The following is a 14932-nucleotide window of genomic DNA, read 5'->3' on the forward strand; positions in this document are numbered from 1 at the left end:
GGCGGACCGCCGATCCGTCTCGCCGGTCCGTCTTACCGGTCGCGTCGAAGCCGGTCGACGACGAACTCCCGGTCGACTTTCGCGAGGAACGGCCCCAGCTTCGGTCCTTGTTCCTCGTCGAAAAACAGCCGGTAGCCCGCGGCGAAGAAGTCGCCGACGTCGACGTCGTTGCGTTTGGCCGTCTCGTAGATCTCACCTTGCAGTTTTTCGGGATCGACGTCGTCGCCCGCCGCGACGAACTCGGCCAGTTCCGAGAGCGCCGCCTCCGTGGCCGCGTCGAACTCGTGGTCGGGGATCTCGCTTCGCTTGAGTTCGTAGTCGAACTCGTTTTCGGTCCGCCGGGCCCAGTTTCGTGCGCGTTCGACCCGGGAAAGCGCGGCGTCGACCGCCCACTCCGGCGCGTCTTCGGAAATGTGGCCCTCCTTGCGGGCGACTTCCTCGCGCAGGTCGGGATCGTCGAACATCCCCAACACGGCGGCGAACGTATACGGCAGACGGATTCGCTCCTCGCGCGGTTCGGCTTCGGCCTCGAGGACGAGCGGATACACCCGCTCGGCGAACTCGCGTTCGTCCTCGGTGCCCTCGAGTTCGCCGAAGTAGATCGCCTCGAAGCGGTCGAACTCGTCGACCAGTTGGTCGAGGCGTTCGACGCTGAAATCGCGGGCCCTCGAGGGATCTTTCGCGAAGAAGTACCGCAGGACGTCGGGTTCGATCAACTCGAGGACGTCCGAGACGAGGATCACGTTCCCTTCGGAGGAAGAAAACGGCTCGCCATCCAGGGTGAACCACTCGTAGACCATCGGGACGGGCGGTTCGATCTCGAGGACGTTTCGGGCGACGTCCTGGCCGCTCGGCCACGAGCCCTCGGCGTGGTCCTTGCCGAAGGGCTCGAAGTCGACGCCGAGTACCTGCCACTGGGCCGGCCACTCGAAGCGCCAGGGGAGTTTTCCTTCCCGAAGCGTCGCCATATCCTCGTGACCACAGCCGTCGATCGTGCGCTCGCCGGCGTCCATATCGGTACAGCGATACTCGACCGTTCCGGCCTCGCCGGCGTCTAGGTCGACGCTCGTGATCGTCTCCGTGATCTTTCCACACTCCGCACAGATCGGGTTGAACGGGACGTAGTCGCCGTCGGCGTCGACTTTGTCCTGGTAGTTCGAGAGGACCTCTCGCGCGCGGTCCCGGTGCTCGAGGACGTATCGCGTCACCGCCTCGAACTCGCCGCGTTCGTACAGGTCGGTGTTCGAGACGAGTTCGATCGGGACGCCCACGGCGTCGGCGCTGTCCTGGATGATAGTCGAAAAGTGGTCGCCGTAGGAGTCACAGCAGCCGAACGGGTCTGGGATGTCGGTGTACGGCGCACCGAGGTTGCGACCCAGCGCGCCCGCGTCGACGTCGCCGAGGTCGACGAGATTCCCCTCGAGATCACAGAGCGTCCGCGGAAGCTTCCGTAGCGGATCGCGGTCGTCGGCGGTGAACACCTGGCGGACCTCGTGGCCGCGCTCGCGCAGAACACGCGCCACGTAGTAGCCCCGCATGATCTCGTTGACGTTGCCGAGGTGTGGAACCCCCGACGGCGAGATTCCGCCTTTGACGACGATCGGCTCGTCGGGATCGCGAACGCCGCGCTCGAGTTGATCCTCGATGCGGGCTTCGACGCGGTCCGCGACGGCGTCGGCCCAGAAGGCGTGGTGTGCGTCGTCTGCGGACTGGAGCGTGTACGGGTTCGCGTCGCCGTCCGGCCCTCCGTCGACGGATTGCTCGTCGCTCATTGTTCCTGTTCCGCCCAGTACGTCGGCTCCTCGCCGACGCCGTCGGGGATCACGTCGGTCCCGTCGTGGTCGCCGTACCGGACCGCCCGCGAGATGCGGTCGGGATCCGTTCCGTCGAGAACGATCGTCCGCATGCCCGAGCGCTGGATGATCTTTGCGGCCAGCAAGTCGACGGGCGCGGACGCGCCGGCGTTCATCTCGAGGCCGGCGATAACGTCGACGAGGTCGGCGGCGCTGAGTTCGGCGTACTTGGTCGCCTCGTCGGTCTCGTTCGGATCGTCGCTGTAGACGCCGGGGACGCTGGTCGCGTAGACGAGCAGGTCCGCGTCGACGTACTCCGCGAGCGCGGCGCCGACGGCGTCGGTCGTCTGTGCGGGCGCGACGCCGCCCATCACGGAGACGTTTCCGCCACGGAGCGCGTCGCCGGCTTCCTCGTAATCGAGCGCCGGCGCGGTGACGGAGTCCTCGCCGAGCGCCGCGATGAGGAGGCGAGCGTTGAGTCGGGTGACGTCGATCCCGAGCTGATCGAGTTCGATCTCGTTTGCTCCCAGGTCGCGAGCCGCACCGATGTACTCGCGGGCGACGCCGCCGCCCCCGACGACGGCGCCGACGCGACAGCCGTCCGCGACGAGGTTTTCGACGACGGCCGCGTGTTCGGCTACCCGATGTGAGCCAGGTTCGGGCACGAGTACGCTCCCGCCGATAGAGACGACCACTTTCATGCTAATCCGGTGTAACCGGGTTGCAATCTTAAGGGTTGCCAACTGGCGGGCGAGCGTGGCTGGCACACACGGTGCACGCGAGTGTCCGAACACGAAACTGACGCGACGTCCCACTACGTCCGTTTTCCGCGACGGTGTGGCGGTTGGGCGACGGATTCGGCTCCGGTGGCCTCACTCGAGAACTCCCGCCAGTTCGGCGGCGAGACCGCGCCCGATCCGGGCCATCCCGTGATCACCCGGGTGGAGGAGGTCGGTGCTCAACCCCGTCGGCTCGAGCAGGTCGGGGCCGGAGACGAGGCGAACGGTTCGCGGGGCATCCGCGACGACGTCCCGTACCGCCCCCCGAAACGCAGACGCACGGTCGGGCTCGTCGCCGCGAACGACGTCCGCGTGGTACGGAAAGAGCGTCACGCAGACGATCGGTCTGGTCGGGTGAGCCGTCGCGATCCGGCTCACGAGGGACTCGACGCGCTCGCGAAACTGCGCGACGGTGAACCCGCGGTTCGCCATGTTCACCGACACCGCAAGCGTCGCAACGTCCCAGTCCGTCCGCGACGCGATGTAGTCCGCCATCGCTGGTTCACAGAACGCGGATCCCGACGTCCCGAGGGTGAGCGGGTCGACGCCGAGGAGTCGGGCGGCCCGAGCGACGTACGAGAGGTGTGGCGCCGAACAGTCGGCACCCTCCGTGATGGACGTCCCGTAGGCCAGATAGCGGTTGTCGGGGAGCTGGTCCGCGGTCGGCGGTCGACACGCCCCCGTAACGTCGTGAACCGCGACGGGCGTCCAGGCGTCGAATCGGAGCCGACAGACGAACGGGTCGAACGCCGACTGAGCGGCGACCTCCGGCTCGAGCGCCCGAACGCGGTCGGGGACCGCGAACTCGAGAGTAGTCGGCCCCGGCCCGATCTGGCGCGGGTCGGGCGGCTGGAACGGCCCCCAGAAGGGATAGACCGCCGTTTCAGACGGTGCCGACAGCGTGACGGCCACGACCGCGTCGTCGCGTTCGGGAACGAACCGGATCTCACAGCCCGTCGGGTGTCGAACGCGCTCTCGGGCGCCGACGTTCAGCTTCGCGTAGACGTCACTGGGCAACCGGGCGAGCCGCCGGCCGCCATCGGCCCACGTCGCCGGCTCGAGTTCGGCCACGTTGTGAAACGAGACGCCGGGGTACGCGTCGAAGTGCATAGGAGGCGGATCGGCTCCCCGCCTATAGTAGCCTCCGACAGTCACCGGACCGCTGTCGTTCGATCGGTGTCCGAATCGACTCGAGGTACCGATCCGGACGTCGAACCGACGGCCACACCGTCCGCTCGAGAACGTCGCCAAACCGACCGGCGGGATCGTCACGCGTGAAACCGGTTTGGGGTACACGGGGGAGAGTCATAGATTCGATCCGCTCTGGCGACAGCTACAAAGCCCGACCCGTGCTTGGTTCCCACATGCACGTACTCGGCATTCACGATCGAGGGGCCGACGGCGGGACCGTCGAGCAGGTCGTCGACCGAGCGGTCGATCAGCTCGCTCAACGCGGACGGGTCGGCGTCGTCAGGTACGACGCGACGATCGCCGACGGAACGCACGTCCACGAATCGGCGACGATCGGTGGCGACGTCACCTACGACCTCGGTGCCGACGGCGACTGGACCGCAACCGGGACCGGACTGTCCGTCGAAGACGCACTCGATCGACTGGCGTTGGAGTGTGACTATGCCATCGTCGTCGGCGTCGAGGAGCTACGGTATCCGCGTTTGGCCGTCGGGATGGGGGGCGGATCCGGCGTCGCCAGCGGCGACGATTCCGACGACGCGCTCCTGGCGACGGTTTCTTCGCCCCGCGAAATCGACGACGACGTCGTCGACGCGATCGAGGAGACCGAACCCTACGAAACGCTCGAGTCACTCGTCACGCGCGTCAAGCAGTCGCCGTCGGCCGATCTGGCAGGCGCGATCGCGACCTTCACGGGGCGCGTGCGTGCGAAAGACGACGAGGACGATGCGCCGACGCAGTACCTCGAGTTCGAGAAGTACGAGGGCGTCGCGGACGAGCGCATGGCGTCGCTCGAGGCCGAACTCGAGGAACGCGAGGGCGTCCTCGCGGTGGAACTCTATCACCGGACGGGTGTCGTCGAGGACGGCGAAGACATCGTCTTCGTCGTCGTCCTCGCGGGACACCGCACGGAGGCGTTTCGAACCGTCGAAGACGGGATCAACCGGCTGAAAGACGAGGTACCGCTGTTCAAGAAAGAAGTGACGGTCGAAGACGAGTTCTGGGTTCACGAACGTTCCTGACGTTTGTTTTGTGGAAACCTGGATTGAGTATAGTGAATTATCCGAAGCACTGATCGAATTTTGGCGGTGAATATTTGGCCGGCGATAATAGATTAGCATCGGCTCTGAAAGTTCTCGCCGGATCTGAAGCGTCGATAAATCAATTCATAAATCCGACTAAAGGATTCGTTACCGGCCAAATCGTTGAACGCAATCGAAATTTCGCTAAGCGTCCTGCCTTTATAACATATCCCCGCCACAAGCGATGGATGTCGATGAGTACGACAGCCCAACCCTCCACGGAAACCAAGGAACGCCGCCTGAAACGCTACCTGCGCGAACGCGCAGAAGACGGGGAGTTGTACTTCAAGGGCAAGTTCATCGCCGACGACGTCGGCATGTCCCCCAAAGAGATCGGCGCCCTGATGGTCAAACTCTCCGAGTCCGCGACCGAACTCGAGATCGAGAAGTGGTCGTATACGAGCGCGACCACGTGGCGAGTCGAACCCGCCTAACCGTTTCGCAAACTCCCGAACGAACCACGTTCGGTCATCTCGCTGTGCCATGCCAGGGACGACCCGCCGCCCCCAGGGGTCGTCCGCGTGCCGGCGCGTCCCCGACGCCATCCGGCACGTCCCCCGTTTCGTTCGCAGTCGTTTTTTATACGAGCGGCGAGTCAACCTCGGGTGATGGACGATGCCGATCCGTCCGAGATCCGTGTGTCCCCGCAAGTTGACGCACCCGAGGACGGGCCGCCACTCGAGCGAATCGAACCGGTGTTTACAGTCTACGAGACGCGCGTCGAGGACGAGCGATTGGTGTACTACGGCGATCCGCTGATTTCGCCCGAACAGGTGACACCCGAGCTGTGGTCCGTCTTTCAGGAAGCGGGCTACGAGCTTCAGTTTACGACGCGCCACGGCGAGTTCGTTCTCGTCGCCGAACCGGAATCCGAGTCCGACGGTGGCTTCCCGTGGACGAACGTGATACTCCTGTTTCTGACGGTCCTCTCGACGCTGTTTGCTGGGTCGCTGTGGTATCACATCGATCCGTTCACCAATCCGATGGAGATGTGGCGTGCGTGGCCGTTTACCGTCGCGATCCTCGGCGTGCTCGGCGTCCACGAGATGGGTCATTACGTGATGGGACGGTACCACGACGTCGACGCGTCGCTCCCCTATTTCATCCCGGTCCCGACGCTCATCGGGACGATGGGGGCCGTGATCAAGATGAACGGGCGGATGCCGGACAGAAAGGCGCTGTTCGACATCGGCGTCGCCGGTCCGCTCGCGGGGCTGGTCGCGACGGTCGCCATCACGGTCGTCGGGCTTCACTTGCCGCCGGTGACCGCGCCGGAATCGGTCGTTCAGGATCCCAACGCGGTCCAGATCCAGCTCGGCTATCCGCCGCTACTCGAGATGCTCGCCACGACCTTCGACCGGCCGCTGTACCGCGACGATCCGGCGACGACGGTGAACCCGGTCGTCATCGGCGGCTGGGTCGGGATGTTCGTCACCTACCTCAACCTGATCCCGGTCGGTCAACTCGACGGCGGTCACATCCTGCGAGCGATGGCCGGATCCTATCAGGAGACGATCGCGGCGCTCGTTCCCGGCGTTCTCTTCGGCCTCGCCGCCTACCTCTACTACGTGAGCGGATACGGCATCAACTCGGTTCTCATCTGGGGGATCTGGGGCGTTCTCACTGCCATATTCGCGTCTATCGGTCCGGCCCAGCCGATCCACGACGACCGACTCGGAGCCGGCCGCCTCCTGCTCGGCATCCTCACGTTCGGGCTCGGCGCACTCTGTTTCATGGCGGTCCCGATCGCCATCATCGAATAACGGGGTCGAGCCGTGTTTCGATCGTTCCCAACTCGGTCGCGTCCGGCCGCATTCGGGCGCGACTCGTCGCAATCCGCTATCAACCGTGCGTGTACCCACGATCCTCGAGGTCCCGGCCGTCGATCGTGATCCCGTCTTCGGGATCGACGACCGAGCCGATCGGCGTCAGGGGAACGTCCGTCGCCGCCCGAGCGTCAGCGAGCGCGTCGTCCGGGACGGTCGCGACGAGTTCGAAGTCCTCACCGAACGTCGTCGCGCGCTCTCTGGCCCCACCCTCGCCCGTCGTCAGTTCGTCGAGCGCGTCGTCGACCGGGATCGCCTCGCTGTCGATCGCGAAGCCACAGCCACTCGCCTCCCCGAGTTGATGCAACGATCGGGCGAGGCCATCGCTCGAGTCCATCGCGGCCGTCGCCCGCGACGCCAGCGCGAGACCAGCGTCGATCCGCGGCACGAACCGGAACAGCTCGTTGGCTCGCTCGAGCGCGCGGTCGGCTTCCGCCGGCGGCGTCTCGTCTTCGGCCGCGCGTTCGAACAAGGTCAACGCGGCGGCGCTTCGCCCGAGCGTCCCCGTCACGCAGACGATATCGCCCGCTCGAGCGCCGCTCCGGAAGAGTGGATCGCGGGCTCGCCCGAAGGCGGTCGTCGCGACGGTGAACTCCTCGTGTCCGTCCAGATCGCCGCCGACGTACTCGGCGCCGACGCGCTCGCAGACGTCGCTCGCGCCGCGAACGAACGCGAGCAATTCCTCGGGATCGAATTCGGGGGCGGCGTAGGCGGCGACGGCGGCCGTCGCCTCGGCTCCCATTGCCGCGACGTCCGACAGCGATGCGCCGACAGCTCGCCAGCCAGCCGTATACCGCGTCGTCCCCGGCGGAAAGTCCGTCCGTTCGTGGAGCATATCCGTCGTGACCACGAGATCGTCGACGACGGCGGCGTCGTCACCGACGGGGTCGAGTTCCCGATCCAGAAGCGCCAGTGCGGCGCGTTCGTCCATACCACCCGTTTCTCCTCGAAGGCGAAAAACGGTCCGGGACGTGGCGAACGATCCGTTCGCCGCCCTCGAGTCGCCGGTCGCCGGCCGTTCGTCGACCGAGGGGGTCGGTCGGGTCGAACCGAGAACGATACGATGGCCTTAAATGCCGCGGAAGGGAACCAAACGCCAATGGCTACGATGTACGACGTTCCGGCGGACGACCTCATCGAGGCGCTCGCCGACGATCTCGAGGAACGGCTCGAGGAACCGGAGTGGGCACAGTTCACCAAGTCCGGTGTCGACCGCGAACTCCCACCCGAACAGGAGGACTTCTGGGCGGTCCGCGCCGCGAGTCTCCTGCGCAAGGTCGCCGACCGCGGACCCGTCGGTGTCGAACGACTCGCCACCGAGTACGGTGGCGCCAAAGACGGCTCCAACCGCTACCAGGTCGCCCCCGACAAGCGCTCGGACGGCTCGCGTAACCTGATCCGAACCATCCTCCAGCAACTCGAGGAAGAGGATCTCGTCGAGACCGCCGACGGCGAAGGTCGACGAATCACGCCCGCGGGACGCAGTCTCCTCGACGACACCGCTGGCACCGTCCTCGAAGAACTCGACCGCCCGGAACTCGAGCGCTACGCGTAACTGGACGCCACGGCTTCGATTTTCGACACACAGTTCCCGGCCAGCGCCGCCAGTGGCGAGTGCGGTCCGTAATCATTTTCCCCGGGGCCAAACTACCGAGTACGTATGAGCGGAGAACCCGACGAGGAGCGACTCGAGGAGCTCCGAGAGAAAAAGATGGAGCAGCTACAGGAGCAGGCCGACTCCGGCGAGGCAAATGCGGGTCAGGAGGCCGCCCAGCAACAGGCCGAAGCGCAAAAACAGGCGCTGTTGCGCCAACACTTGACCGACGACGCGCGCAAGCGGCTCAACACCGTCAAGATGAGCAAACCGCAGTTCGGTGAACAGGTCGAACAACAGGTGCTCGCACTCGCCAGAAGCGGACGCATCCAGGGGAAGATCGACGACGCCAAGATGAAACAGCTGTTGAAGGAGTTAAAACCCGACTCGAAGAGCTTCGACATCAAGCGACGCTGATGGAGCTCGGACTCCTTTACAGCGGCGGCAAGGATTCGACGCTCGCCGCACTCCTCCTCGAGGACTTCTACGACGTCACGCTCGTCACCGCACAGTTTGGCATCAGCGAAGACTGGAAACACGCCCGCTCGAGCGCAGAGACGCTCGGATTTCCGTTCGAGCGCCTCGAGCTCGATCCGGACGTCGCAGACGAAGCCGTCGAGCGGATTCGAGCGGACGGATTTCCACGCAACGGGATTCAGCTGGTCCACCAGCACGCCCTCGAGCGAGCCGCAGACGACGGGTTCGACGCGATCGCCGACGGAACCAGGCGGGACGATCGGGTGCCGACGGTTTCGCGGGCACAAGCACAGAGCCTCGAGGATCGATACGACGTCGATTACGTCGCGCCGTTGTCGGGGTTCGGCCGGACGGCCGTCGACCGACTCGTCGAGGCCCACCTCGAGGTGACCGTCGGTCCGAGCGAGGAGATCGAACGATCCGACTACGAGGCCGAACTCAGAGAAATCATCGCGACAGCGGACGGTCTCGAGGCGGTTTCCGATCTCTTTCCCGACCACGAACAGACGTACGTGACCGGGACGCGCTGATGGGGACGTGACCGGGACGCGCTGATGGGGACGTGACCGGGACGCGCTGGCGGTTTGCGGCCGGCGTCTCGGACCTCGTACGGTTTGCCGTGTATCACACGCCAGCGACGTGGACGACTACCCGACGTCGTTGCCCGAATCGCTCTTTAGGCTCGCGTCACTACGACGCGGTATGAAACTCCGCCAGAACGCGCGTCACTTCGCCTCGCGAAAGGCCCTCGAGACGCCGGTCGTCCGCTCGGTCGCCACCGCCGGTCTCGTTCGTCTGCACACGCGAGTGTTCCTCGGCAAGGCCGATCCGGCTCACGCCGACGAGCGGGAGGCCCACCTCGACGGCCTCTTCGAGGCGACGGTCGACACCTACCTCCGGGCGCTCCAGGACGGCTACTCCGAGGCAAAGGCACGCGAGATTACCCACATTCAGGCAAACTTCGACTTCTACAACCACGGCTGGACCGAGATGATGGAGTTTCCCGCCGACGAACTCGAGGCCCACTACGACCGCTATCGCGACTTTTTCGAGCGCTGGGAGATTACGATCGACGATCCGCTCGGTCAGTTCGCGCCGCCGGATGGATTACCGGCCGCCCCGTCGACGCCCGAGCGACTCGAGGATCCAGACCATCCCCACGCCGAGGGCGGGTTCGCAGACGACGTCTACGTCGAGTCCGAGGACGGCGAATTGGTCGTCGGCGGCCAGGAAGAACCCGACGACGTCGACGTCTCGCAGGCGGTCGGCGTCGACGACGAACCGACCGACGAGTAACGCCCCGCGGGCGAGTTGTGCGATGCCCTGGGTTGTCGGTGATCGTGGTGCCGTCTCCGACGGGTTGGTAACGGGCTGCCGGTGTGATTGTTGTACCGAGTTGTCTGCACAGTTGTTGTGACAAATTGTCGGCACGGTTGCTGTACCGATTTAGCGACGCGATTGCGACCCGTTGCGGTCGCACCGGAAATAGCGGACGCGAACCGTATCAGGCGCGAGTGGTGTCGTGGAAGCGCCGACCGCGAATCGGTGTTGGCCGCCGTTCGAAACGGCCCAGTTCGTGTCACTGCTGTCACCCTGTCGGCGGACTTCCAAGCGGCTAAGTGTGCCGACTGCCGCGTTCAGATAACGAATGGACGAAAACGACCGGTCGATCGCCGGGTTTACGATGGCGGGTCACGCCCTCGTTCACTGGTTCGAGACCTCGATTCCGATCTTTCTGGTCGTCTGGTTGGCCGAGTTCGACGTGAGCGTCGCTCTGCTCGGACTCGTCGTTGCACTCGGGTACGCCCCGTTCGGTCTCGGCGCGCTACCTGGAGGGATCCTCGCGGATCGGTACGGAACGAAGCGACTGATCCTCTACTGTCTCGCCGGGATGAGCCTCTCGTTTTTCGTTCTGTCGATCGCGGGATCGATCTACGCGATCGCCGCCGGCTTGCTCCTGTGGGGGATCGCCGCGAGCGTCTACCATCCGGCCGGACTCTCGCTCATCAGCACGGGCGTCGAAGACCGCGGGACGGTCTTCGCCTGGCACGGCATCGCCGGCAACGTCGGCATCGCCCTCGGCCCGTTCGTCGCGGCGACGCTACTGATCTTCCTCGAGTGGCAACTCGTCGCGGCCATCCTTGCCGTACCTGGCCTGCTCGCGGTGTTGTATGGGTTGACGGCCACGTTCGACCCGACCGCCGCGGTCGAGGACGAGGTAGCGGCCGGCCCGGCCGAGGCGCTGTCGGTTTCGGAACTGCTGACGAACTCCCGGGCGTTGTTCGCGAGCGCGTTCGCGATCGTCTTCGTGATCGTCACGTTCGAAGGGCTGTACTACCGAGGAATGCTTACCTACCTGCCCGAAATTCTCCACGGCCTGCCGGCGATGGACACACTCTCCGTCCCCGACAGCCTCGACGGGATCGAGCCGGCCGATTACATCTACGTCGGCTTACTCGTCGTCGGGATGGCAGGACAGTACGCGGGCGGAAAGCTGACCGATCGAATCTCGCCCGCCGGGGGACTTGCCGGGCTGTTCGTCGTCCTCGCCGTCCTCGCCGTTGCGTTCGTTCCCGTGACGTCCCTGGGCCTCGGTGCGATCGTCGTCCTCTGTGGTGTCTTCGGCTTTTTCCTCTTTGCGATCCAGCCGTTCTACCAGAACGCCGTCGCGGTCTACACGCCGCCAGACACGCGCGGACTCTCCTACGGGTACACCTATCTTGGCGAATTCGGTCTCGGCGCGGCGAGCATCGCCATCGCCGGCTTCGTCCTCGAGGGCTACTCTCTCGCCACGTTTTTCGTCCTGATCGCCGGTTTCGCCGCCGCCGGTGCGGTGCTCTCCGCGGCACTCGCCGCTGGGCTCGCTCGCGTTCTCGACTCGAAGCGGACTCGAGAAATATAGTAGCCACTGCAGGTCTTGCACACCTGATCGCCAGATGGGGCGGCGATCAGTGTGTACATCGTTGTAGTTGTTACTATAGGAGTAAACGACTGAGCCGGATTGCTGTAACGATTTTCCGGTCTGACCGCAGACGTGTCGCGGCTAGACCGGGAACGACTCATCGAATCCGTACGTACGGATCGCACCGCTGTTTCCCGGTCGAGCGGGTAGGTCTGCGGTCGGATCGGAACCGATCGTTGGGACATCGCTCGAGTCGAGATTCGACGCCGGTGACTTTCGAGACGGATGCATCTAGATTCGGAGAGGAAGTACACTGAAGAGAGAGCCAAGTCGTACCGCAAACAATCAAATTTCTGTCTATTCTGTCGCCAGGGATTATCAGCTTCGATAATCGTGGATTACCATTTATGTGCCGACGCCATCACCCGTTCGATATCAATGAGTTTCCTTCGACGGCTCGTGCCGGCGGCCATCCGACGCAGATACACGGTCAAATTTACGATCGTGCTTCTGTGTCTCGGGCTGTCGGTCGGGCTCATCGGGTTCGCCGCGACCGTCGTCGTCACCGACGAGGTGGAAGACCGCGTCGAGGCGGACCAGCTCTCTCTTACCGAACAGGACGCACAGGGGCTACAACAGTGGCACGAGCGAAACGAACGGACGGTAGCGATGCTCGCCTCCTCGGGCGCCGTCGCGAGTGACGATGCCGACGCGGTCGAACGACGGTTCCTCGAGTGGGAACAACGCCTCGAGGGCGACGCGGCCGCGATCAGCTACGTCGATACGGCGAACGGGACCGTCGTCGCGAGCACCGACGGGGCGCTCCAGGATCGGCCACTGGCCGACCTCGACGGCATCGACGACGACGCGACGGCCCAGGCCACCGCCGACGAGGCGTGGGTTTCGAGTTCGTACGTCAGCGACGACCTCGAGAGCGACAACGCGGTCGTGACCTACGTGATTCAGGCATCCGGTCACGACGACCGGGCGATCGTCTACACCGCCGACCTCGAGTCCGTCGGCACGCAACTCTCCGGAAGTGGGTCTGCCGTGACCATGGTCGTCGACGGGAACGACGAGATCGTCCTCGACAGCGAGGGGTACGTCGGTGGCGAAACGCTCGGCGCGGAGTACGACGGAAGCGTCGCCGGCTGGGTTCGCTCCGACGGTGCGATGACACAACAGGTCTCGGGCGGGGGCACGGGCGTCCTGTCCGCCTACGGGTTCGGGTCCGACGATTACGTCGTAAGCGGCGCACCGGTCGAGGGAACCGACTGGATCGTCCTCACGTACGAACCACGAAGCTCGGCGTTTGGCTCCCTCGCAGTGGTCGACGAGGAGGGACTCGCCGTCGCCGCCGCTGGTCTCGTCGTCTTCGTCGGATTGGTCGGCGTCGCCCTCGGACGAAACACCACGTCGTCGATCGGTCGACTCACCCGGAAGGTAAACGAGATGGAACAGGGCAACCTCCAGGTGGCGTTCGAGACGAAACGAATCGACAGCGTGGGCACGCTCGCCGACGGTCTCGCCTCGATGCGCGACACGCTGGGAGAACAGATCCAGGAGGCCGAGACCGCCCGCCAGGACGCCGAACGCGAGCGAGAACGCATCGCAGAGATCAACGAGCGCCTCGAGCGAAACGCAGACGAGTACAGCGAAGTGATGGCCGCGGCCGCCGAGGGTGACTTGACCGCCCGGATCGACGCCGACGGCGAGAACGAAGCGATGGACGCCATCGCGACCGACTTCAACGAGATGTTAGAGGAGATCGAACGAACCGTCGCGGAACTGAGCCGGTTCGCTTCGTCCGTCGCGCTCGCCTCCGAGCAGGTGACGGCCTCGAACGAGGAGGTTCGCTCGGCGTCCGAACAGGTCACCGAGTCGGTCCAGGAGATCTCGGAGGGTGCAGACCAGCAAAACGAGTCGCTCCAGGCCGTCGACGGCGAGATGGACCTGCTCTCGACGACGACCGAAGAGATCGCCGCCTCATCGAACGAGGTCGCCGACATCGCAGAACAGACGGTCGAGACCGGACAGAGCGGTCGAACGGCCGCACGAGCCGCGATCGAGGCGATGGACGAGATCGAAGGCGAATCCGAGGGCGCCGTCGAGGAGATTCAACGCCTCGAGGAGGAAGTCCAACAGATCGACGAGCTGATCGCGACGATTTCCGACATCGCACGCCAGACCAACATGCTCGCGCTCAACGCCAACATCGAGGCGTCGCGTTCCGTCACGGGCGACGAGGAAGAAGGATTCTCCGTCGTCGCACAGGAGGTCAAGGCGCTGTCCGAGGACGTCGCCGAAGCGGCCAACGAAGCCGAGGCGCGCCTCGAAGCGATCCGCGAGCGGACCGAGGTTTCGGCGGCCGAAGTCGAGGGAACCAGTACGCACATCGAGGACGCGAGCGAGCAGGTCCAGGCGGCCGTCGAAGCGCTCGAGGAGATCGCCGACCTGGCCCAAGAGACCAACAGCGGGGTCCAGGAGATCTCCGCCGCGACCGAAGAACAGGCCGCGTCGACCCAGGAGGTCGTCGCCATGGTCGACGAGGTAGCGACGATCTCCCAGCAGACGAGTACGCGGTCGGAGACCGCCGCCGCCGCGGCCGAAGAGCAGACGAGCGCGCTGACGGAGGTGACGAAGTCGGCCTCGCGACTTGCCGGGCAATCCTCCGAACTGTCGGACGCCCTCGATCGGTTCGCCACCGACGTCGACGAGGACGACCTCGAGGTCGATCCGGAGGCGACACTCGAGGAACTCGCAGTCGACGCGGACCCGACGCTCGAGGGTGCTGACATCGAGGAAACCGTCGACGAGGAAGAGGCGACGCCAGATGCGGAGACCGACGACGTCTCGGCGGAGGCCGCCCCCGTGGCTCCCGAAGCCGGGACGGACGATCCAGGGGACGAATCGGACGGCGTGACGGGCGAGCCGTCTCTCGAGGAGGACGATATCGATCCGCTCGCGGCCGCGTCGACGGCTACCGACGAAATCGACGCGGGAAGCGACGAGGATGTGACCACCGACCTGGCGGACGGCATTACGTTTGCGACCGACGATACGGACGGCAAAGTCGATCAGTCCGATCCACTGGCCGGCGATTCGACGCCCGAGGAACAGAAAGCGAAACCCGACGATCCGATCGCTACGAGTGAAAGCGCGGCAATCTCGTTCGAATCAGAGTCCTCGGACGACGAACCGCTCGAGTCGGGCGACTCGTTGGACCGGGGAGAACCGGACGAGGTGCAAGCCGGGATGGACGACTCGTTGGACCTGGGGGAACCGAGT

12 protein-coding genes and 1 pseudogene are annotated in these 14932 nt (G+C 65.1%); 9 read left to right on the forward strand and 4 right to left on the reverse strand.

The annotated features are described in order from the left end of the window. Positions 1-32: 32 nt before the first annotated feature. From lysS to AB7C87_RS05635, 3 genes are all read right to left on the reverse strand, one after another. Positions 33-1772 (reverse strand): lysine--tRNA ligase, encoded by a 1740-nt coding sequence (gene lysS / locus AB7C87_RS05625; protein ID WP_369728441.1) that lies wholly within the window; start codon positions 1770-1772, stop codon positions 33-35. Beyond that, positions 1769-2494, reverse strand: coding sequence for a UMP kinase (gene pyrH / locus AB7C87_RS05630; RefSeq protein WP_369728442.1), 726 nt, complete (start codon positions 2492-2494; stop codon positions 1769-1771). The genes lysS and pyrH overlap by 4 nt, the downstream gene beginning before the upstream one ends. A gap of 171 nt (positions 2495-2665) precedes the next feature. Next, the gene (locus AB7C87_RS05635) at positions 2666-3682 is read right to left on the reverse strand and encodes a GDSL-type esterase/lipase family protein (protein ID WP_369728443.1); all 1017 of its coding nucleotides are present in this window, start codon (positions 3680-3682) and stop codon (positions 2666-2668) included. A gap of 254 nt (positions 3683-3936) precedes the next feature. On the opposite strand from AB7C87_RS05635, the gene AB7C87_RS05640 reads away from it, so the two are divergent. The 3 genes from AB7C87_RS05640 (at position 3937) to AB7C87_RS05650 (ending at position 6608) form a co-directional block, all read left to right on the forward strand. Beyond that, the gene (locus tag AB7C87_RS05640) at positions 3937-4785 is read left to right on the forward strand and encodes a molybdopterin synthase (RefSeq protein WP_369728444.1); all 849 of its coding nucleotides are present in this window, start codon (positions 3937-3939) and stop codon (positions 4783-4785) included. A gap of 248 nt (positions 4786-5033) precedes the next feature. Further along, positions 5034-5279, forward strand: a complete 246-nt coding sequence (locus tag AB7C87_RS05645; RefSeq protein WP_369728445.1) for a DUF7123 family protein — start codon at positions 5034-5036, stop codon at positions 5277-5279. A 174-nt stretch (positions 5280-5453) separates the two neighbouring features. Further along, on the forward strand, positions 5454-6608 hold the full coding sequence (locus tag AB7C87_RS05650; RefSeq protein ID WP_369728446.1) for a site-2 protease family protein: 1155 nt from the start codon (positions 5454-5456) through the stop codon (positions 6606-6608). A 79-nt stretch (positions 6609-6687) separates the two neighbouring features. Here AB7C87_RS05650 and thiL read toward each other — a convergent pair whose 3' ends face one another. Next, a complete protein-coding gene (gene thiL / locus AB7C87_RS05655; protein WP_369728447.1) occupies positions 6688-7602 on the reverse strand; it encodes a thiamine-phosphate kinase in 915 nt (304 codons plus the stop codon). A gap of 168 nt (positions 7603-7770) precedes the next feature. Here thiL and AB7C87_RS05660 point away from each other — a divergent pair, with 168 nt between their 5' ends. The 6 genes and pseudogenes from AB7C87_RS05660 to AB7C87_RS24195 all read left to right on the forward strand — a co-directional run. After that, positions 7771-8226 (forward strand): 30S ribosomal protein S19e, encoded by a 456-nt coding sequence (locus tag AB7C87_RS05660; protein WP_369728448.1) that lies wholly within the window; start codon positions 7771-7773, stop codon positions 8224-8226. A 105-nt stretch (positions 8227-8331) separates the two neighbouring features. After that, the gene (locus AB7C87_RS05665; RefSeq protein WP_369728449.1) at positions 8332-8682 is read left to right on the forward strand and encodes a DNA-binding protein; all 351 of its coding nucleotides are present in this window, start codon (positions 8332-8334) and stop codon (positions 8680-8682) included. After that, on the forward strand, positions 8682-9272 hold the full coding sequence (locus AB7C87_RS05670; RefSeq protein WP_369728450.1) for a DUF7411 family protein: 591 nt from the start codon (positions 8682-8684) through the stop codon (positions 9270-9272). The genes AB7C87_RS05665 and AB7C87_RS05670 overlap by 1 nt, the downstream gene beginning before the upstream one ends. Positions 9273-9444: 172 nt before the next feature. After that, complete coding sequence (locus tag AB7C87_RS05675) at positions 9445-10038, forward strand: DUF6149 family protein (RefSeq protein WP_369728451.1); 594 nt, start codon at positions 9445-9447, stop codon at positions 10036-10038. 352 nt (positions 10039-10390) lie between these two features. Continuing rightward, entirely contained in the window at positions 10391-11644 is a 1254-nt protein-coding gene (locus AB7C87_RS05680) for an MFS transporter (RefSeq protein WP_369728452.1), read from the forward strand. Between the two features lie 438 nt (positions 11645-12082). Continuing rightward, positions 12083-14425, forward strand: a pseudogene (locus tag AB7C87_RS24195) (methyl-accepting chemotaxis protein); the annotation flags it as partial. Between the last annotated feature and the right edge of the window lie 507 nt (positions 14426-14932).

This window comes from Natrarchaeobius versutus, from assembly GCF_041205745.1.
Classification (GTDB): Archaea; Halobacteriota; Halobacteria; order Halobacteriales; family Natrialbaceae; genus Natrarchaeobius; species Natrarchaeobius versutus.

Excerpts from the sequence above, each read along its gene's own strand:
- AB7C87_RS05640 (WP_369728444.1), top strand. The coding sequence starts at position 3,937 with ATGCACGTACTCGGCATTCACGATCGAGGGGCCGACGGCGGGACCGTC.
- AB7C87_RS05670 (WP_369728450.1), top strand. The coding sequence starts at position 8,682 with ATGGAGCTCGGACTCCTTTACAGCGGCGGCAAGGATTCGACGCTCGCC.
- AB7C87_RS05645 (WP_369728445.1), top strand. The coding sequence starts at position 5,034 with ATGTCGATGAGTACGACAGCCCAACCCTCCACGGAAACCAAGGAACGC.
- AB7C87_RS05675 (WP_369728451.1), top strand. The coding sequence starts at position 9,445 with ATGAAACTCCGCCAGAACGCGCGTCACTTCGCCTCGCGAAAGGCCCTC.
- AB7C87_RS05650 (WP_369728446.1), top strand. The coding sequence starts at position 5,454 with ATGGACGATGCCGATCCGTCCGAGATCCGTGTGTCCCCGCAAGTTGAC.
- AB7C87_RS05635 (WP_369728443.1), bottom strand. The coding sequence starts at position 3,682 with ATGCACTTCGACGCGTACCCCGGCGTCTCGTTTCACAACGTGGCCGAA.
- lysS (WP_369728441.1), bottom strand. The coding sequence starts at position 1,772 with ATGAGCGACGAGCAATCCGTCGACGGAGGGCCGGACGGCGACGCGAAC.
- AB7C87_RS05665 (WP_369728449.1), top strand. The coding sequence starts at position 8,332 with ATGAGCGGAGAACCCGACGAGGAGCGACTCGAGGAGCTCCGAGAGAAA.
- pyrH (WP_369728442.1), bottom strand. The coding sequence starts at position 2,494 with ATGAAAGTGGTCGTCTCTATCGGCGGGAGCGTACTCGTGCCCGAACCT.
- AB7C87_RS05660 (WP_369728448.1), top strand. The coding sequence starts at position 7,771 with ATGGCTACGATGTACGACGTTCCGGCGGACGACCTCATCGAGGCGCTC.
- AB7C87_RS05680 (WP_369728452.1), top strand. The coding sequence starts at position 10,391 with ATGGACGAAAACGACCGGTCGATCGCCGGGTTTACGATGGCGGGTCAC.
- thiL (WP_369728447.1), bottom strand. The coding sequence starts at position 7,602 with ATGGACGAACGCGCCGCACTGGCGCTTCTGGATCGGGAACTCGACCCC.